The sequence below is a fragment of the Halomonas meridiana genome, from assembly GCF_009846525.1.
GTDB lineage: Bacteria > Pseudomonadota > Gammaproteobacteria > Pseudomonadales > Halomonadaceae > Vreelandella.
In genome coordinates, this window is record NZ_CP024621.1 from 3,276,546 (window position 1) to 3,294,258 (window position 17,713).

Here is a 17,713-nt window from a genome sequence, read left to right on the forward strand (position 1 = left end):
TTAGAGAGGCCGTGGCGTGATGCGCCACGGTCCACTGCTTTCCCTTGAGGTTACTATGAAACCTTCGCAAAGCCTGTTCATGGTGTTTTTGCTCCCCATTCTGATGGTCGTACTTCCCGTGGCACTGCTATTGGGGCTAGCCACCTATACGATCAAAGAGCAGTCGCTGCAGAGCTACCAGCTTCAGTCCAACGACCTGGATACCCTTGTGCAGATGGCGACGTTCGATCGTCAACTGGGCGATCTTCATCAACGCATGAGTGAAGTGTTTAGCCGCGCGGAAGCGACCGATCTGGGCGCCATGCAGCGTTACTCCGAATACGGCCTAATCAACCAAGAGCTATCGCGCATTGGTGACAGCATCGATCAGTTGGCCGCCTCGCCGCTGATCTTCGACCTGAGTCAGGAGAGCGCCGACACCTTACAGCGCGCCTTTCGTGAATATCGCCGGTTTGTCAGCATGGCGAACGAAGCGGCTACCCTGAACCAGGGAGACCCAGGGTATTACCTGCAAGAAGCCCAGCGCCACTTCTCGACCTTCAGCCTCTTTTCTCAGCAGATTTTCGAGGCGCTGACCCAGCGTGCCAGTGATCGTCACCGGGAGTCGTACACCGACCTCATCCAATCGCGCAACTCCACGCTATGGCTCGGTCTGGGACTCTTTGCCCTGCTGATCAGTGCCGCCTTTTTGGCCGCGTGGCGCATCAATCAGCGGCTCGTCACGGTGGGCGACGCGATTCTAGCCCTATCCGACAACCACCAAGCCCTGCCCGACATGCAGGCCGTCGAACGCCTAAGCAAACAGCACAGCGGCCCGCTTCAGCGCATTGCGCTTTCGCTGCTATCTTTTCGCGATACCGAACAGCAGCGTCGCGAAGCGGAGCGCCAGGTCCATCAACTGGCGTACTACGACACGCTCACCGATCTACCTAACTGGCGGTTGATGAAAGAGCACTTGCAGCACTCGTTGGAAACCAATAGCCAAACCAATACCTACGGGGCGCTGGTGTACGTGGATGTGGACGAATTCAAGCGCATCAACGACGGCATCGGCCATCGGGCGGGTGACGACCTGCTCAAGCAGATGGCCTCGCGGCTAAAAACGTTGGAGCAACAGGGCTGCACCATCGGCCGCCTGAGCGGCGATGAATTCGTGCTGATCGTAGACGGCTTGGATGCCGACAAGCTGAAGGCCGCTGAGAAAGCCGAGTTCTTGGCGCAGCAGATCAATCACGCGCTGACCCAGTCTTACTGCTTGGATGGGCATTACCAGTATCTCAATGTCAGCCAGGGGCTCGTCTTGTTCAAAGGTGTCGATGACAGCGTCGACCAGCTTTTCCAGTACGCCAACTCAGCGGTTCACCTTGCCAAGCGCGATGGTCAAAATACGATCCGCTTTTATGACCCGGCGGTGCAAGCACAGCTGGAAACGCGCACCGAGCTCGAGCGGGATCTGCGTCTCGCCATCGAGCGGGAAGAGTTCGTACTGGTGTATCAAATGCAGGTGGACAGCCAAGGGCGAGCCATCGGCGCGGAAGCGCTCATCCGTTGGCAGCACGCTACCCGAGGTTTCGTCTCGCCAGGCACCTTCATTCCGCTGGCCGAGGAGACTGGACTCATCGTGCCTATTGGCACCTGGGTACTGCACGCTGCCTGCGAACAGCTCGTCATGTGGGAAACGGCGGCACACACCAAGGACTTGGTCCTGGCCGTTAACGTCAGCGCCAAACAGTTCCAACAGCCGAACTTCGTTGAAGAGGTGGCCAACGCCCTGGAACTTAGCGGCGCTTCGCCGCACAAGCTGAAGCTTGAGCTAACTGAGAGTACCGTGATTGGCAAAGTAGAAGATACGATCGCCCGTATGCATCAGCTGAAGGCGCTGGGGATCAGTTTCGCGATGGACGATTTTGGCACTGGATACTCATCGCTACAGTATCTGAAGCGCCTGCCGTTGGATCAGATCAAAATCGATCAATCCTTCGTGCGTGATCTTCATCAGGACGAAGATGACATGGCCATCGTCGAAACGATCATTGCCATGGGGCATTCGCTGGGACTGAACGTGATTGCCGAGGGGGTAGAAACCATGGAGCACTGGCGCTACTTGAACGAACACCAGTGCCACGCTTACCAGGGTTACTACTTCTGCAAGCCAGTAGCCGCGGAAGAGATGGCCAAACACTGTCTGGCCCCTCCTCCGGTACTGACTTAAGCCAGTGCGCGCTTGAGCCCTTAGTCCCCAGGCTGCCAGCCGTTCACGATGGGGTAGCGACGGTCACGCCCGAAACCACGGGGCGTGACCCGCACGCCCACCGGCGCCTGGCGGCGCTTGTATTCACAGCGATCCACCAGCTTGACGACCTTGTAGACATCCTCTTCCTCGAAGCCGGCGGCAATGATCGCCTCGGCGCTCATATCTCCCTCAATGTAGCGAACCAGAATGGCATCCAGTACATCGTAGTCAGGGAGTGAGTCGCTATCCTGCTGGTCAGGGGCGAGTTCCGCACTAGGCGCACGCTCAATCACCCGCTCGGGAATCGCCGGAGACTGCGTATTGCGCCAGCGGGCCAAGCGGTATACCCAGGTTTTATACACATCCTTGATGGCGTTGTAGCCGCCTACCATATCGCCATATAGGGTGGCGTAACCCACGGCCATTTCGCTCTTGTTACCGGTGGTCAGTACCATCAGGCCTTTCTTATTGGAAATGGCCATTAACAGCACACCACGGCAGCGCGATTGCAGGTTTTCCTCGGTCGTGTCGCGCTCGGTACCGGCAAAGCTCTCAGCTAGGGTCCCCATGAACGCTTCCACCATCGGCTCGATGGGCAAGACGTCATAGTGCACGCCCAGCAGGTTCGCCTGCTCGGCGGCATCCTGTTTGGAGATACCCGCCGTGTAGTGGTAAGGCATCATGACGGCTTGCACCCGCTGCGGCCCTAGCGCATCCACTGCAATGGCCAGCGAGAGCGCGGAATCGATGCCGCCAGACAGTCCCAGCACCACGCCTTTGAAACCGCTCTTGTTGACGTAGTCACGTAGGCCGGTCACCAGCGCACAGTAGAGACTCTCTTCCGGCTCAACGTCGGGCTCAATCTCCCCGGCTTGAGGCTCCCAGGCATCCGCGCTGGTTTGTAGCAACTGAATGGGCATCAGCCCTGCCTGCCAGTAGGGCGCCAGCACCTTGAGTTGGCCACTGGCATCGACACAGCTCGATCCCCCGTCGAACACCAGCTCGTCCTGACCGCCAATGGTATTGACGTAAACGATAGGACGCTGCACGTCTTGGGCGCGCCGTTCCAACAGACGCAGACGCTCGGCGGGCTTGTCCTGATGATAGGGTGACGCGTTCAAACTGATCAGCACTTCAGCACCCGCCTCGCGAGCGGCCTTCACCGGCGCGCCTTCCCACAGGTCTTCGCAAATCAGCAGGCCCAGCTTGGCTCCTTTGTGCTCGTATACCAGCGGTTCGGTGCCCGGGGTGAAGTAACGCTGTTCGTCGAACACTTGGTAGTTGGGCAGCGCTTGCTTGGCGTATTCCGCTTCCCATTGGCCGTTGTACAGCACCCCCGCCAAGTTGTAGCACTTGCCTTCACGGACGCCGGGATAGCCAATGATCACCAGCACATCGCGGGAGATCTTTTCCGCCATTTTTGCCCGCGCTTCCCGCAGACGAGTTTCCATGGAAGGGCGCAGCAGCAGATCTTCCGGCGGGTAACCGGATAAAAAAAGCTCAGGGAAGACAACAATATCCGCCCCATGCTCGATCCTCGCTTCACGCACCGCTTCAATGGCACGCGCGGCATTGCCGGGAATATCTCCTACCAGAGGGTCGAGTTGGGCCATTACCAGCGTTAAGTCTTGCATGGGCGTCAAAATCTCTTGAGAATCTTCGGAATACGGTGGCATCTACCTCGTTGCTGCATTGTCCCGCAAGGCGTGCCCAGTGGCAAAGGCCAAGCGGCCACGAATGCGATGTCACCGCCCTTTCCCACATGGGGAGCCATTGAGGATGAACCTATTGATCATTCGGCTGATTATTTTCGCCGCGCTGTTTTACGCAGGCCTGAAGCTTTACGGGATGTACCGCCAACGTAAGCTGGCTCACCAGCAACAAACGCCACCACGCCATGAGGGTGGCCGAATGGTGCGCTGCCGCTGGTGTGATGTTCACGTACCGGAGAGCGAGGCGCTGCGCGACGCAGAGCAGTGGTTCTGCTGTATCGCCCACCGTGATCGTTTCCTGCAGGAGCAGGAAGACAGCCAACGTTAATCGTCACGCTAAACGCTCGGCCGTTAGCCGATAAGGCGTCGGGTCCATCAGCGGCTTGCGCCCTAGCACTAGATCGACCAGAAGATGGGTCGACGCGGGCGCCAGCACCAACCCATTACGGTAGTGCCCGGCATTGACGAACACGTTCGGATGGTCGGGCAGCGCGCCGATAAACGGAATGCCCGCCGGTGAACCGGGACGCAATCCCGCCCAATGGTGCGCGACGGGGTAGTTGGCTAACGCGGGGATTATGTTCTCCGCACTGCGCTTGAGCGATGCCAACGCCTCTTCATCGGTGGTCGTATCGAAGCCCGCCTCTTCCAACGTCGACCCCACGAGCAGTAGCCCATCGCTGCGTGGAATCACGTAGCGGCCATCTTTGAGTACCACACGCTGAACCAGCCCTGGCGGCGCTTGATAAGCGATCATCTGACCTTTGACTGGCCGAACCGGTAGGCGCACGTTCACCTCCTCCAATAGCTGGGCCGTCCAGGCCCCACCACAGACGATGAACTGCTCTGCCCACTGCTCTCCACGACTCGTTGCGACGCCCACCACACGGCCTTGGCGCTGAATCATGCCTTGTACGCTGCAGTGCTCCATCAGCGTCACGTTGGGCATGGCGGCCAGGCGCGCGCGTAGCGCTTGGCCCAAGCGCGGATTACGCACGCTGCCGAGGGTGGGCATCCAGAGCGCACTGCCCTGCGGAGCGGCAGCTTCAGGCTCTTTATGGCGAACGAATTCGGCATCGACTCGTTCCAGCGGCTTGCCTAGCTGTCGGGCCCAATGCAAGGCCGCCTCGTCATCGTCCACGTTCAAGTAGAGCAAGCCCTTTTGGCGGTACTCCGGGTCGATGCCGGTCTCTTCCAACAGGCGCAGGGCCAGCGTGGGGTATACCCCTTCGGACCAGCGCGAAAGCTGAGACACGGGTTCGCCATAGCGCCATGGGTAGAGCGGCGAAACGATTCCGCCACCGGCCCAGGACGCCTCTTTTCCGCATGTCCCACGCTCTATCAGCGTGACTTGCTGACCCGCGTCGGCTAGTTGAAGTGCCGTCATCATCCCGATCACGCCACCCCCTAAAATTAAGAGATTGCTCACAACATTTGTCCGTTTTGGCTTACATAAAAAGCGCTTTGCGCTCCCTAGGATAAACAGCACCAACGCTACGTTAACCAGCGCAACGAGCATAGCGCTCGCCGACAGGGGGTCAAGCGATGCAGCCCGATGACACGCACAGGACACGCCCGCTTCATCAGCGGGGCTTTACCCTCATCGAGATGTTGGTAGCGATGCTGTTGATGACCGCCATGATAGCGTGGCTGACGCCAAGCGTTCAGGCACTTGGCCACCAAAGCATTCTCAACAGTGAAGTGAGCCGCTTGCGCGCAGCGTTTGCATTTGCCCGGCATACGGCCATCTCGCAGCGAACGAAAGTGACCGTTTGTCCAGCCAGCCCCAATCTCACGGCATGCGCCAGTGCGTGGGGCGACGCGTTAATTGTCGTGAAAGGCGATACGGAAGACGGTATTCGATCTGATGAGATTCTACGCGTCTTTCCAGGGCAGGCAGCGGCCTACACGACCTACAGCCGCGGATGGCAGCGCATTCGCTATAACGTGCTAGGCCACACCAGTGGCTACAACGGCAGCTTCGACATATGCGCCACGCGCGAAGAGGGCAAGCGGCTAGTACTGAGCCAGTTAGGTAGATTACGCGTGGATAGCGCCCCTGTCGGCTGCTAAACCGCCGACAGGGGCCCACGGAGGCGATGACTCAAGCAATACCGTCCAGGTAACGCTCGGCATCCAGCGCTGCCATACAGCCGCTGCCTGCCGAGGTGATCGCTTGGCGATAGATATGATCCATCACGTCGCCGCAGGCAAACACGCCCGGCACGCTCGTGGCCGTGGCATTGCCTTCACTGCCCGATTGCACCTTGATATAGCCACCGTTCATCTCCAACTGCCCTTCGAAGATGCCCGTATTGGGGCTATGGCCAATGGCAATGAACAGCCCCGGCGCGTGTATTTCTTTCGTACTGCCATCCTGGGTAGACTTCACACGCACGCCGGTCACGCCGGTGTTATCCCCCAGCACTTCCTCGACTTCGTAGAACCACTCCAGGGCAATTTTACCCGCCTCGGCTTTCTCGAAGAGCTTGTCCTGCAGGATTTTTTCCGCGCGCAAAGTATCACGACGATGAACCAGCGTGACCTTGGACGCGATGTTAGACAAGTAGAGCGCCTCTTCCACTGCGGTGTTACCCCCGCCAACGACCACGACCTCTTGGTTACGGTAGAAAAACCCATCGCAAGTCGCACAGGCCGACACGCCCTGGCCCATGAACTGCTGTTCGGTGGGTAGCCCCAAGTAGCGCGCGCTGGCACCGGTGGCGATGATCAGCGCGTCACAGGTATAGGTGCCGCTGTCGCCTTTCAGGGTATAGGGCTTTTCCGCTAAGCTGACTTCATTGATATGATCGAACAGCACCTCGGTATTGAAACGCTCGGCGTGCTGCTTCATGCGCTCCATTAGCTCAGGACCCTGGACGCCTTCGGCATCGCCCGGCCAGTTATCCACGTCGGTCGTGGTGGTCAATTGGCCACCAGCCTGCATACCGGTAATGAGCAGGGGGTTGAGGTTGGCCCGAGCGGCATACACGGCGGCCGTATAGCCAGCCGGGCCGGACCCAAGAATAATCAAACGTTCATGACGCGTTTCCATGACACCACCTTAGTCACAATTGAGCAGATAACGTTGCAAGAGAGTCTGCCTGAAATGGCGTCAAGTACAAGCTATTACAAGGGTTAGCCTATGCTATTAGGCGAAGATGGCTTGAAAGGCGAGGGTGATACACCCATGTGTTATTAATAAGCCATACTGTTACATCCTACGATGAGACCGCCATACCCAGACAAGCAGTGACCGTCGCGCAACGCCAAGCAATCAGAGGAGAATGGAATGAGCAAGATACCCAATACGCTTCATACCTTAACGGCAGGAAGCCAAGAGTATCATTACTACAGCCTGCCCAAGGCGGCTGAGACGCTAGGCAACATTGACCGGCTGCCCAAAACACTCAAAATCCTGCTCGAAAACCAGCTGCGTTTTGCAGATGATGAGAGCGTCGAGCAAGCAGACATGCAGGCGCTGGTCGACTGGCAACAAGAGGGCAAATCCAGCCGTGAAATTGGCTACCGCCCTGCCCGCGTGTTGATGCAGGACTTTACCGGTGTGCCCGGCGTCGTGGATCTCGCCTCCATGCGCGCGGCGGTAGAAAAGCTGGGCGAAGACCCCGCCCGCATCAACCCCCTTTCTCCAGTGGACTTGGTGATCGACCACTCGGTCATGGTCGATAAGTTTGGCAACCCAGCGGCGTTCCAAGAAAACGTCGATATCGAAATGCAGCGCAACGGCGAGCGTTACGAGTTCCTGCGCTGGGGCCAGAAAGCGTTCGACAACTTCAGCGTCGTGCCGCCCGGCACCGGTATCTGTCACCAGGTAAACCTGGAGTACCTGGGCCGCACGGTATGGACCAAAGAGGAAGATGGCAACACCGTTGCCTACCCCGATACCCTGGTAGGTACTGACTCTCATACCACCATGATCAACGGCTTGGGTGTGCTGGGCTGGGGCGTGGGCGGCATCGAAGCAGAAGCCGCCATGCTGGGCCAACCGGTCTCCATGCTGATTCCCGAAGTGATTGGTTTCAAACTCACCGGCAAGCTGCGGGAAGGCATTACCGCCACCGACCTCGTGCTTACTGTGACCGAAATGCTGCGTAAGAAAGGCGTGGTCGGCAAGTTCGTCGAATTTTATGGCGACGGACTGAAATACCTGCCCCTGGCGGATCGGGCCACCATCGCCAACATGGCCCCAGAATACGGCGCCACCTGCGGCTTCTTCCCTGTGGATGACGAAACGCTCAACTATCTGCGCCTGACTGGCCGTGAAGATAGCCAGATCGCGCTGGTCGAAGCGTACAGCAAGGCCCAAGGACTGTGGCGCGAGCCGGGTGACGAGCCCATCTTCACGGACACGCTCAGCCTGGACATGAACGATGTAGAAGCCAGCTTGGCAGGCCCCAAACGCCCGCAAGATCGTGTGGCCCTCAAAGACATGGCCAGCGCCTTTAGCAAAGTCATGGAAGAGGATGGTAAAGCGCTGCCCAGCACCGAAAAGGGCAAGCTGGCCTCCGAAGGCGGCCAAACCGCCGTCGGCATCGACCGCAGCTACGAGCATGACTTCAAACACAGTGACAGCCAAACCGTCACGATGGGTGAGCAGGACTTCAGTCTCGACCCCGGCGCGGTGGTGATCGCAGCGATTACATCGTGCACCAACACCTCGAACCCCAGCGTAATGATGGCAGCTGGCTTGCTGGCGCGTAACGCCCGTGAGAAAGGCTTGAGCACCAAGCCCTGGGTGAAAACATCGCTGGCGCCTGGCTCCAAAGTCGTCACTGACTATCTCGCCGCGGCCAATCTCGATGATGACCTGGATGCACTGGGCTTCAACCTCGTAGGCTACGGCTGCACCACCTGTATCGGTAACTCTGGCCCCTTGCCGGAAGAGATCGAAAAAGCCATCAATAATGGCGACCTTACCGTGGCATCGGTGCTGTCGGGCAACCGTAACTTTGAGGGCCGTGTGCACCCGCTGGTCAAAACCAACTGGTTGGCATCACCGCCCTTGGTCGTTGCCTATGCACTGGCGGGTAACGTGCAGTGCAACTTGACCACCGACCCGCTCGGCCAGGACAGCGACGGCAATCCGGTGTACCTGAAAGACATCTGGCCTTCGCAGGCAGATATCGCCAGCGCCGTCGAGAAGGTGAATACCGAGATGTTCCGTAAGGAGTACGGAGCCGTCTTCGAAGGCGATGAGACGTGGAAAGCCATCAAAGTGCCAGAGGGCAAAGTTTACGAGTGGCCGGAGTCGACCTATATTCAACACCCGCCCTTCTTTGAAGGCATGCAGCGGGAGCCAGACGCCATCGAGGACGTGAAAAATGCGCGCGTCCTGGCAATGCTCGGCGACTCTGTCACTACCGACCACATCTCGCCTGCGGGCTCCATCAAACCCGATAGCCCTGCTGGTCGCTACCTGCAAGAGCACGGCGTGAAGCCGGTCGACTTCAACTCTTACGGTTCGCGCCGAGGCAATCATGAAGTGATGATGCGTGGCACCTTCGCCAACGTGCGCATCAAAAACGAAATGCTCGACGGCGTGGTTGGCGGCGAAACACGCCACGTACCGAGCGGCGAGCAGATGGCCATCTACGATGCCGCCATGAAATACAAAGAGGAAGGCACGCCGCTGGTGGTGATTGCGGGTAAAGAGTATGGCACCGGCTCCTCGCGGGATTGGGCCGCCAAAGGCACGCGCTTGCTAGGCGTACGCGCGGTGATTGCCGAATCCTTCGAGCGCATCCACCGTTCTAACCTGATCGGAATGGGCGTGGTACCGCTGCAATTTCCGGAAGGCGAAAGCCGTGAAAGTCTGGGGTTAACTGGGGATGAAGAGATCTCGATTGCCGGTTTGAGCGATTTGAGTCCTGGAGGTACCGTGCAAGTCGTGATCAAAAATAGCGACGGCGAACGTACCGTTGATGCCAAGTGCCGAATTGATACCGTCAATGAGCTGGCGTACTACCGCCACGGTGGTATCCTTCACTACGTGCTGCGCAAGATGATCGGCGCAGCCTAAAGGTACGACCTACCAATGCTTGCATCGCCCCCACCTCGGTGGGGGCTTTTTTTGCCTACGTGACGCGCCCTTAGAAAGCGCGACGACGGTAGAAACGGTATTCAGGCGACCAGCAGGCAGACTCGATACGCTCACGCAGCACGGTGCCGCTGGTTTTCAACGCAACGCCGTTTTGCTGCGCTTGCGCTGCCACCTCAAAAGCAATCGATTTGCTGATATCACGAATTCGCGACAGTGGCGGCAAGAGCGCACCTTTGCCCTCTTTCACCAGCGGCGCTTCACGCGCCAGCGCCCGAGAGGCACTCATCAGCATCTCATCGGTGACGCGGTTGGCATTTGCCGCAATCACACCCAGCCCAATACCGGGGAAGATATAGGCGTTGTTGCACTGGGCAATCGGGTAGGTACGGCCGTTGTACACCACCGGTGCGAACGGGCTACCGGTAGCCACCAACGCTTGGCCATCGGTCCAGCGAATCACGTCTTCTGGCACCGCTTCAGCCTGCGAGGTCGGGTTGGAGAGCGGCATGATCACCGGATGCTCGCAGCCTGCATGCATGGTGCGAACGACTTGTTCGGTAAAGATACCGCGTTGGCCGCACACGCCAATCAGAATGGTGGGTTTGATCTGCGCGATGGTCTCTTCCAACCCTTGGCCGTTCCACTCAGCAACCAAGGCAGGGTCATGGGCCAAACGGCGCTGAAAGTCACGTTGCCACGCTTGATCCGTGGTCATTAGACCTTCACGGTCGACGATGAAGATGCGCGCACGCGCTTCCGCTTCGGTCAGCCCCTCGGCCTCCATGGCCACGACGACCTGCTCGGCAATACCACACCCAGCAGAACCGCCTCCGACGAACACCACACGCTGTTGGGCAATCGTCTCCTCGCGGGCTTGGCAAGCGGCCATGAGCGTGCCCACCACGACCGAGGCCGTCCCTTGCACGTCATCGTTGAAGCAGCACAGCTCGTTACGGTAGCGCTCCAACAGCGGCACGGCATTGGCCTGAGCAAAGTCCTCAAACTGTAGCAGCACGTTCGGCCAGCGACGCTTCACGGCACAAATGAACTCCGCCATGAAGGCATCGTACTCCTCCTGGCTCACCCGCTCATGACGCCAGCCCATGTACATCGGATCGTCCAGCAACGCCTGATTATTGGTGCCTACATCGATCATGATGGGCAGCGTATAGGCTGGACTGATACCGCCACAGGCCGTATAAAGCGCGAGCTTCCCAATCGGAATGCCCATGCCACCAATGCCCTGATCCCCCAGGCCCAAAATACGCTCGCCATCGGTAACAACGATCACTTTGACGTTATCTTTGGTAGCACTGCGCAGGATGTCGTCCATGTGCTCGCGATCCGGGTAGCTAATGAACAGCCCCCGGTGGTTGCGGTAAATATTAGAAAACTCCTGGCACGCTTGACCTACTGTGGGCGTATAGATAATCGGCAGCATCTCTTCCAGATGCTCAGAGACGAGACGGAAATAGAGCGTTTCGTTATCGTCTTGAATGGCGCGTAGATGAATATGGCGCTCGAGATCGCTGTGGCACTGCTGGTACTGACGGTACACCCGCTCTAGCTGGTCTTCGATGGTTTCGACTTTTTGGGGTAGTAACCCTATCAAGTTAAACGCCAGCCGCTCCTCTTGAGTAAACGCGCTGCCTTTGTTCAATAGCGGCATTTCAAGCAAAGAAGGACCGGCGTAAGGAATGTATAAAGGGCGTTTACTCATCGTAGACATAGGCACTCTCTTTTTATGTCAATTGCTGTTGCAATGCAGCAACGCTGGGCGTTGGCGGCGTTTGAGCGTAATGTAACATGCTAGTACGACAAAGGTGGAAGTGACATAAATAAAGGGCATAAAAAAAACGCCTCGGCATTGCCGAGACGTTTTCTGGAAGCCACTAACGTGAGTCTTCTAACAGCTTTTGGCAACGGGTCGACGCCCCGCTTCCCCATCAAAGAAGAACGGCCGCAGCTTAACGCCCGCCATGTTGCCAGCGAACGCCGCCACCATCCACACCCAGCCGTGCAGGCTGCCAGAGGCAATACCGCTAAAGTAAGCGCCGATGTTACAACCAAAGGCCAAGCGGGCGCCATAACCTAGCATGATGCCACCGATCACCGCTGCCAATACCGATTTCAATGGAATGCGAAAGTTAGGCGCAAAACGTCCTGCCAAGCTCGCGGCGGCCAGGGCGCCAAGCATAATGCCGACGTTCATCACTGTAGTAATGTCGCTCCACACGCTGGCTTCCAGCGCGGCGGCGTTGCCAGGCGCTTGCCAGTAGCCCCACTGGCTCACATCGCCACCTACCAGTTCAAAGCTTTTGGCACCCCACAGCGCAAACGCCGAGGTGATTCCCCACGGGCGGCCTGCCAATGCCAGCGTGGCAAAGTTCAGCAGCGCCAACGCCACCGCACCGGCTACCAGCGGCCATGGGCCCGACAACCAGCGCTCGGTGCCCGGTTTATCCACCATCGGAGCCTGCTCTAAATGGCCATGGCGGCGCTTCTCCATAATCACCGTAAACGCAGCAATCGCGGCAAACAGCACCAAGCTAATGCCGATACCTCCACCCACACCCGCCACATTGACTAGCGATACCGGCTGGAAAGCAGGCAGGCTTTGCCACCAAGTAAAGTGTGCGGTGCCAATGACCGAACCCACAATAAAGAACACCAGCGTAATCAGCATGCGAGCATTGCCGCCGCCCGCCGTAAACAGCGTACCCGACGCACAGCCACCGCCTAGCTGCATGCCTACCCCGAAGATAAACGCGCCCACCAGCACAGAAATACCGATGGGAGAAACGAAACCGCGCACTTCAGTACCAAACAAACTGCCCGCCCCTAGCGCCGGGAAGAACAGCACCACCGCAATCGCCAGCATCACCATTTGCGCCCGCAGCCCGCGCCCACGGCGTTCGGTGATAAAGACCCGCCACGCCGCCGTAAAGCCAAACGCCGCATGATAAAGCACCATGCCCAGCAAGCCGCCCACGATCATCAGCAAGCCGATGTTGGCGCTGAACAGCACGCCAATGATGAGCGAACTCAGCACAATGGCCGCCGTCGCTAGTAGAGGCACACGATAGTTGATCGGTGCCACTGTTGAGGTTGTTGCCATAGTTCACCTATTAGTCACGCCAAAAGCGCCTGCAATAGCGAGGCGCTTGGCTAATTTGGACAATAGTTATAAGCCTAACGTCGGATGTAGAATGCTGAAAATGCTTTATTTAGCAGTTCTTATGCTTTTAACGAATATTACACAAACCGCCCCAGACCTACCGCAGAGCGTAAACGGTCCATGGTGGTCGCTGCCTCCTCTCTGGCACGTTCGGCTCCTTTCTGGAGCACGGCTTCGATATGGCCGGGGTCTTCCATCAGCGTGTTATAGCGTTCACGAGGAGCACTCAGGTGGGCATTAAGATATTCAAATACGCGATCCTTCGCCTCGCCCCAACCGATGCCTTCAGCGTATTGCTGACGCATGGCCGCCGCTTCTGAGTCGCTCGCGAACGCTGAGAAAATTTGAAACAGCGTACAGGTGTCGGGATCTTTCGGCTCCCCTGGCTCGAGCGAGTTGGTTTTAATTTTTCTCACTAGCTTTTGCAGCTTTTTGTCGCTTACAAACAGCGGAATCGTGTTGTTATAGCTCTTGGACATCTTGCGGCCATCCAAGCCTTTGAGCACTTCGCCCTTTTCACTCACTACCGCTTCAGGCGGTGTGAAGTACTGGCCTTTGAACAGATGATTGAAGCGGCCAGCGATGTCCCGTGCCATTTCGATATGCTGAATCTGATCACGACCCACGGGTACTTTATTGGCGTTGAACATCAGTATGTCGGCAGCCATCAGCACCGGGTAGCCAAACAGCCCCATGGTGATGCCTTTATCGGGATCCTGGTCGCCGGCTTCTTCATTCTCGGCGACGGCGGCTTTATAAGCGTGAGCCCGATTCATCAACCCTTTTGCGCATACGCAGGAGAGCATCCACATCAGCTCGGGGATCTCATGAATATCCGACTGACGGTAGAAGATGGCATTGTCGGTATCCAGGCCAAGTGCCAGCCACGTTGCCGCGATCTCCAAACGAGAAGCTTGCACACGCTTGGGGTCTTGGCACTTGATCAGCGCGTGGTAGTCAGCAAGAAAGTAGAACGACTGCACATTCGGATCTTGGCTTGCTTCGATAGCGGGCTTGATGGCGCCCACGTAGTTACCAAGGTGCGGCGTTCCGGTCGTGGTAATCCCGGTCAGCACACGGGTTTTGGCTGTCTGACTCATGATCTGGATCCAACTGAATAAAGGTCAAAAACGATACGCTATTGTACGCCTATTGCCAAACTACCGCTTCTTCTGCAACGGCGTCGCCACTCGCTTTTCGGGCCACTAGCAGCGGCAAGCTTTGCGCAATCAACGCGCCATTCCCATCAAAGGTGGCTCCCAAAGCCATGACCCAACGTTCACCATGGTAGATGATCGGCATGTAAAAGCAGCTTTGATGGGGACAACGGTGAGAGACAGATGCGTTCGAGTACGTGCCGACGTCATCAAAACGCGTCGCTTTAGGCGTCTCTAACACGGGTGCGCCCTGCCAATCGAGCTCATCCCACCCGACCAGCGCTTCCGAAGCCGCCGTTTCAGCACGCATCTGGGCTTGGATCGACGCTCGAAAGTTGCCTGCCAAGCGCTCATCCACCAACGCCGCCTGCATGCCTATCAGCGCCATGACCAAGGCGCTGGCTAACAGCACCATCACGATAACCAACGCTGCGCCTTGCTGTTTATTCACTTCGGTCCCCATGATCAGTCATCCGAGGACGGAAATAGCACAGCACGGTGAGCGACATGGAAACTCAGATCTCTCCCACCAGGGCCTAGTGGCAAGGTAACGAGACTGTCGACACCATCCGCCGCTTGGCGCCCCACTGGCACATCGCGCTCACAACTGTGAATCGATGGAATCATGAAATTGACCATTGGCTGAGCACGCGACATGTCTTGAAGCGTGCAGCGGCATGCTTCTTCTACTTGGCGGCAGCGTAAATGATAAAACGCCTGCCCCGACGCATCGTAGGCGCCATGCTGACGCAGCGTTTCCGTCATCGTGGTGACCGCAAAAATCAATGCCTCTTGCTGACGGCTAAGCATATCGACATGGCGGTGGGTTTGCAGCGTCCCCAGAAAGAGATGCCCAGCGCCTAATACGATGACCAGTCCAATGGCCATCGCGACCATCACTTCGGTTAGCGTGAAACCAAGCTGCCTTTCCACTGGCATCGAACAACTCCCTTTGACACATTTAAAGCGGCAGTAAAAACCGATACTCCAGCCTGATACCGTTCTCATCGTCAGGGACATCGATCTTGACCGTGACATCGAACTGGCAACCGGACCGGCCAATCGCACTCTGCGCCGGATCAACACTGCGTTTCAGCGGTGCCTCTTCATCCAAAAACCATGCGTCACGCCAAGCGCTTTCAATCGAGGCAACCGGTACGCTCTGACACCCTTCCACGTGGGCAATAGCAGCCCAAACACGCTCTTGCGCATCCAAAGCGGCCACGGAAGCAAGCGACTGTTGATAGCCACTGCGAACGCTCTGCATGGCTTTGAACTGCATCGCTGCCACGCTGAGTACTCCTAGCGACAGAACGACCAGCGCCACTAACGCTTCTACCAGAGAGAACCCTCCCTGACGCACCTTCATTACCAGCACGCCACCGGCGTGCGTTCGCCACGCGCATTGAATCGAATGTCATCACTGCAACCATCGGCCTGTGACGTGGTTGCTGTCAGCATGAAACCGCCGTCATTTGCACCGCCGGCCGCGACGGAAATGGTGTAGTTACCATCGGGGGATGTTGTGGTAATGGCACAACCGGCATAACTGTATTGACGGGAGTAACAGCGCTCCAACTCAGACGCGGCTTGAAGCAGGCCCGCATGAGCATCGGTTCGTAGAGAACGTTCTACGTAGCGGGTATAGCTAGGGTAGGCAATGCCTGCGACAATCCCGATGATCGCCACAGCAATTAGCATTTCGATGAGAGTAAAACCTTGCTGGTGAGTCTCCTGCTCACCAGCAAGGGGAGATGAAGGGCTAGGCACCGAGTCTGCTCCTGTATCGGTTAAACCATACTTCGAGTATGTCGGAAACCGATACGCTTTGCATCACTCGCTTACGTCTATTCACTCACGCTGTTTCACCGATGAGCGCTTCAGCACATCCATTCTCGTCTAACAGCATTACTCGCTGACGATCACCCGCTCGCGAAGCTCTTTCGGCATCGAGAACGTAATCGTCTCTTCACGTCCTTGCAGTTCGACCGGCGCTTCGGCACCCAGCGCTTGCAGTTGGTCGATGACGCCTTTTACCAGCACCTCGGGGGCGCTCGCGCCAGCGGTGACGCCAATGCGTTTCACGCCTTCCAACCACGAAGGCTCGATTTGCTCGGCGTTATCGATCAAGTAAGCGGGGGTGCCCATCCGTTCCGAAAGCTCACGTAGACGGTTAGAGTTCGAGCTGTTGGGGCTACCGACCACCAGCACCAAGTCGCTATCTGCTGCCAATTCACGCACCGCATCCTGGCGGTTTTGAGTGGCGTAGCAAATATCGTCTTTGCGTGGCCCCTGAATCTCAGGGAATTTCTCTCGCAACGCGTCGATCACTTTGGCGGTGTCATCCATGGAGAGCGTGGTTTGGGTGACGAATGCCAGCGCCGAGGGGTCGTTGACGACCAGATTGGCAACGTCCTGCTCATCTTCCACCAAATAAATCTTGCCGCCGTGGGAGGTGTCGTAGCGCCCCATGGTGCCTTCTACTTCTGGGTGGCCTTCGTGGCCAATCAGAATGCACTCTTGCCCACGCTTTGCGTAGCGAAGCACTTCCATATGCACTTTGGTGACCAGCGGGCAGGTGGCATCGAACACTTTCAGGCCACGCTGCTCGGCATCTTGCTGCACGGCACGGGAAACGCCGTGGGCAGAGAAGATGACGATCACATCGTCGGGCACTTCGTGGAGCTCTTCCACGAAGACCGCGCCGCGTTCGCGCAGGGTTTCTACTACAAAACGGTTGTGCACCACTTCATGGCGAACGTAAATCGGCGGGCCGAAGACATCCAGCGCGCGGTTGACGATATCGATCGCGCGGTCGACCCCCGCACAAAACCCGCGCGGGTTGGCTAGCTTGATCTGCACGGGCTGAGATGACTCTGATGACTGCATAAAAGCGCCTTGATGCAACCTGCATCGCTCAGGAAATTAGTGTGTGGTGATCGGCGTGACGTTGAGCACTTCAACCTCAAACGTCAATGTACGCCCTGCCAGCGGATGGTTGAAGTCAACTTCTACGCGGTCACCGTCAATGGTTTTGACCACGCCCGGCAATTCCGTTCCTGCTTTATCAGCAAACGACATCACCATACCGATTTCAGGCGCTTCATCACCAAAGTCGGCCCGCTTCAATGTCTGAATATTCTGCGGGTTGTGCTGACCAAAGGCGTGCTCTGGGGTGATATGAAACGTCCCGCTCTGGCCCGCTGCCATGCCTTTGATCGGATGCTCAAACCCCGGCGGCAGGTTACCGTCGCCATACTGAAACGTGGCCGGCGCCTTCTCTTTAGTGGAGTCGACGACCGTGCCATCTTCCAACTTCAGCGTGAAGTGCAGGGTAATTTCCATACCCTCATCAATTAGGTAATCCATGGT

At 57.5% G+C, this 17,713-nt stretch carries 16 protein-coding genes; 4 read left to right on the forward strand and 12 right to left on the reverse strand.

Translation table 11 applies throughout. The features are described from left to right. Positions 1-55: 55 nt before the first annotated feature. Entirely contained in the window at positions 56-2,212 is a 2,157-nt protein-coding gene (locus tag CTT34_RS15590) for a putative bifunctional diguanylate cyclase/phosphodiesterase (RefSeq protein ID WP_159343241.1), read from the forward strand. Between the two features lie 20 nt (positions 2,213-2,232). Here CTT34_RS15590 and CTT34_RS15595 read toward each other — a convergent pair whose 3' ends face one another. Next, entirely contained in the window at positions 2,233-3,867 is a 1,635-nt protein-coding gene (locus CTT34_RS15595; RefSeq protein ID WP_159343826.1) for an NAD+ synthase, read from the reverse strand. Positions 3,868-4,012: 145 nt separating this feature from the next. Here CTT34_RS15595 and CTT34_RS15600 point away from each other — a divergent pair, with 145 nt between their 5' ends. Further along, positions 4,013-4,273, forward strand: coding sequence for a PP0621 family protein (locus CTT34_RS15600; RefSeq protein ID WP_159343242.1), 261 nt, complete (start codon positions 4,013-4,015; stop codon positions 4,271-4,273). Positions 4,274-4,276: 3 nt separating this feature from the next. On the opposite strand, the gene thiO is transcribed toward CTT34_RS15600, so the two are convergent. Then, positions 4,277-5,464 (reverse strand): glycine oxidase ThiO, encoded by a 1,188-nt coding sequence (thiO, locus tag CTT34_RS15605; RefSeq protein WP_366070766.1) that lies wholly within the window; start codon positions 5,462-5,464, stop codon positions 4,277-4,279. 26 nt (positions 5,465-5,490) lie between these two features. Between thiO and CTT34_RS15610 the strand changes: the two genes are divergently transcribed. Next, positions 5,491-6,018: a GspH/FimT family pseudopilin gene (locus CTT34_RS15610; protein WP_159343244.1), complete on the forward strand. Its 528-nt coding sequence runs from the start codon at positions 5,491-5,493 to the stop codon at positions 6,016-6,018. Positions 6,019-6,049: 31 nt separating this feature from the next. On the opposite strand, the gene trxB is transcribed toward CTT34_RS15610, so the two are convergent. After that, the gene (gene trxB, locus CTT34_RS15615; protein WP_159343245.1) at positions 6,050-7,000 is read right to left on the reverse strand and encodes a thioredoxin-disulfide reductase; all 951 of its coding nucleotides are present in this window, start codon (positions 6,998-7,000) and stop codon (positions 6,050-6,052) included. Between the two features lie 237 nt (positions 7,001-7,237). Between trxB and acnA the strand changes: the two genes are divergently transcribed. Continuing rightward, positions 7,238-9,985, forward strand: a complete 2,748-nt coding sequence (gene acnA / locus CTT34_RS15620) for an aconitate hydratase AcnA (RefSeq protein ID WP_159343246.1) — start codon at positions 7,238-7,240, stop codon at positions 9,983-9,985. A 70-nt stretch (positions 9,986-10,055) separates the two neighbouring features. Here acnA and CTT34_RS15625 read toward each other — a convergent pair whose 3' ends face one another. The 9 genes from CTT34_RS15625 to fkpB all read right to left on the reverse strand — a co-directional run bounded on the left by CTT34_RS15625 (position 10,056) and on the right by fkpB (position 17,710). Continuing rightward, complete coding sequence (locus CTT34_RS15625) at positions 10,056-11,735, reverse strand: NAD-dependent malic enzyme (protein WP_159343247.1); 1,680 nt, start codon at positions 11,733-11,735, stop codon at positions 10,056-10,058. A 177-nt stretch (positions 11,736-11,912) separates the two neighbouring features. Further along, positions 11,913-13,124 (reverse strand): YeeE/YedE family protein, encoded by a 1,212-nt coding sequence (locus CTT34_RS15630; RefSeq protein WP_159343248.1) that lies wholly within the window; start codon positions 13,122-13,124, stop codon positions 11,913-11,915. A gap of 137 nt (positions 13,125-13,261) precedes the next feature. After that, positions 13,262-14,284 carry a tryptophan--tRNA ligase gene (locus tag CTT34_RS15635; protein ID WP_159343249.1) on the reverse strand — a complete coding sequence of 341 codons (1,023 nt, stop codon included), beginning with the start codon at positions 14,282-14,284 and terminating at the stop codon, positions 13,262-13,264. 49 nt (positions 14,285-14,333) lie between these two features. Beyond that, positions 14,334-14,804 carry a pilus assembly PilX family protein gene (locus CTT34_RS15640; RefSeq protein ID WP_159343250.1) on the reverse strand — a complete coding sequence of 157 codons (471 nt, stop codon included), beginning with the start codon at positions 14,802-14,804 and terminating at the stop codon, positions 14,334-14,336. A gap of 2 nt (positions 14,805-14,806) precedes the next feature. Then, the gene (locus CTT34_RS15645) at positions 14,807-15,280 is read right to left on the reverse strand and encodes a PilW family protein (protein WP_253018208.1); all 474 of its coding nucleotides are present in this window, start codon (positions 15,278-15,280) and stop codon (positions 14,807-14,809) included. A gap of 22 nt (positions 15,281-15,302) precedes the next feature. Next, a complete protein-coding gene (locus tag CTT34_RS15650) occupies positions 15,303-15,710 on the reverse strand; it encodes a type IV pilus modification PilV family protein (protein WP_159343251.1) in 408 nt (135 codons plus the stop codon). Next, positions 15,710-16,111, reverse strand: coding sequence for a type IV pilin protein (locus CTT34_RS15655; protein ID WP_159343252.1), 402 nt, complete (start codon positions 16,109-16,111; stop codon positions 15,710-15,712). Before CTT34_RS15655 ends, CTT34_RS15650 begins: the two co-directional genes overlap by 1 nt. 138 nt (positions 16,112-16,249) lie before the next feature. Further along, a complete protein-coding gene (ispH, locus tag CTT34_RS15660; protein WP_159343253.1) occupies positions 16,250-17,230 on the reverse strand; it encodes a 4-hydroxy-3-methylbut-2-enyl diphosphate reductase in 981 nt (326 codons plus the stop codon). Between the two features lie 36 nt (positions 17,231-17,266). Next, positions 17,267-17,710, reverse strand: a complete 444-nt coding sequence (gene fkpB / locus CTT34_RS15665; protein WP_159343254.1) for an FKBP-type peptidyl-prolyl cis-trans isomerase — start codon at positions 17,708-17,710, stop codon at positions 17,267-17,269. Positions 17,711-17,713: the final 3 nt, after the last annotated feature.

Bases quoted from the DNA above. Each gene is read 5' to 3' on its own strand.
- ispH (WP_159343253.1), bottom strand. From the start codon at position 17,230: ATGCAGTCATCAGAGTCATCTCAGCCCGTGCAGATCAAGCTAGCCAAC.
- CTT34_RS15635 (WP_159343249.1), bottom strand. From the start codon at position 14,284: ATGAGTCAGACAGCCAAAACCCGTGTGCTGACCGGGATTACCACGACC.
- thiO (WP_366070766.1), bottom strand. From the start codon at position 5,464: ATGCTCGTTGCGCTGGTTAACGTAGCGTTGGTGCTGTTTATCCTAGGG.
- CTT34_RS15590 (WP_159343241.1), top strand. From the start codon at position 56: ATGAAACCTTCGCAAAGCCTGTTCATGGTGTTTTTGCTCCCCATTCTG.
- CTT34_RS15600 (WP_159343242.1), top strand. From the start codon at position 4,013: ATGAACCTATTGATCATTCGGCTGATTATTTTCGCCGCGCTGTTTTAC.
- CTT34_RS15610 (WP_159343244.1), top strand. From the start codon at position 5,491: ATGCAGCCCGATGACACGCACAGGACACGCCCGCTTCATCAGCGGGGC.
- acnA (WP_159343246.1), top strand. From the start codon at position 7,238: ATGAGCAAGATACCCAATACGCTTCATACCTTAACGGCAGGAAGCCAA.
- trxB (WP_159343245.1), bottom strand. From the start codon at position 7,000: ATGGAAACGCGTCATGAACGTTTGATTATTCTTGGGTCCGGCCCGGCT.
- CTT34_RS15640 (WP_159343250.1), bottom strand. From the start codon at position 14,804: ATGGGGACCGAAGTGAATAAACAGCAAGGCGCAGCGTTGGTTATCGTG.
- CTT34_RS15650 (WP_159343251.1), bottom strand. From the start codon at position 15,710: ATGAAGGTGCGTCAGGGAGGGTTCTCTCTGGTAGAAGCGTTAGTGGCG.
- CTT34_RS15630 (WP_159343248.1), bottom strand. From the start codon at position 13,124: ATGGCAACAACCTCAACAGTGGCACCGATCAACTATCGTGTGCCTCTA.
- fkpB (WP_159343254.1), bottom strand. From the start codon at position 17,710: ATGGATTACCTAATTGATGAGGGTATGGAAATTACCCTGCACTTCACG.
- CTT34_RS15645 (WP_253018208.1), bottom strand. From the start codon at position 15,280: ATGCCAGTGGAAAGGCAGCTTGGTTTCACGCTAACCGAAGTGATGGTC.
- CTT34_RS15625 (WP_159343247.1), bottom strand. From the start codon at position 11,735: ATGTCTACGATGAGTAAACGCCCTTTATACATTCCTTACGCCGGTCCT.
- CTT34_RS15595 (WP_159343826.1), bottom strand. From the start codon at position 3,867: ATGCAAGACTTAACGCTGGTAATGGCCCAACTCGACCCTCTGGTAGGA.